Here is a 241-nt window from a genome sequence, read left to right as displayed (position 1 = left end):
CTGGTGGTCTGGGCTGTTTCCCTTTCGAACACGGACCTTATCACCCGCGTTCTGACTCCCAAGTTAAATTGATTGGCATTCGGAGTTTGTCTGAATTCGGTAACCCGAGAAGGGCCCCTCATCCAAACAGTGCTCTACCTCCAATAATCATCACTTGAGGCTAGCCCTAAAGCTATTTCGGAGAGAACCAGCTATCTCCAGGTTCGATTGGAATTTCTCCGCTACCCACAACTCATCCGCT

Annotated in this window: 1 rRNA gene; it reads right to left on the bottom strand. The window is 49.8% G+C overall.

The annotated features are described in order from the left end of the window. Window positions 1–241, bottom strand: a 23S ribosomal RNA gene (locus SH09_RS14050); the annotation flags it as partial.

The sequence above is a fragment of the Staphylococcus gallinarum genome (assembly GCF_000875895.1).
GTDB lineage: Bacteria > Bacillota > Bacilli > Staphylococcales > Staphylococcaceae > Staphylococcus > Staphylococcus gallinarum.
The sequence above is the reverse complement of the archived record's forward strand: the minus strand, read 5'-3'. Positions and strand labels throughout refer to the sequence as shown.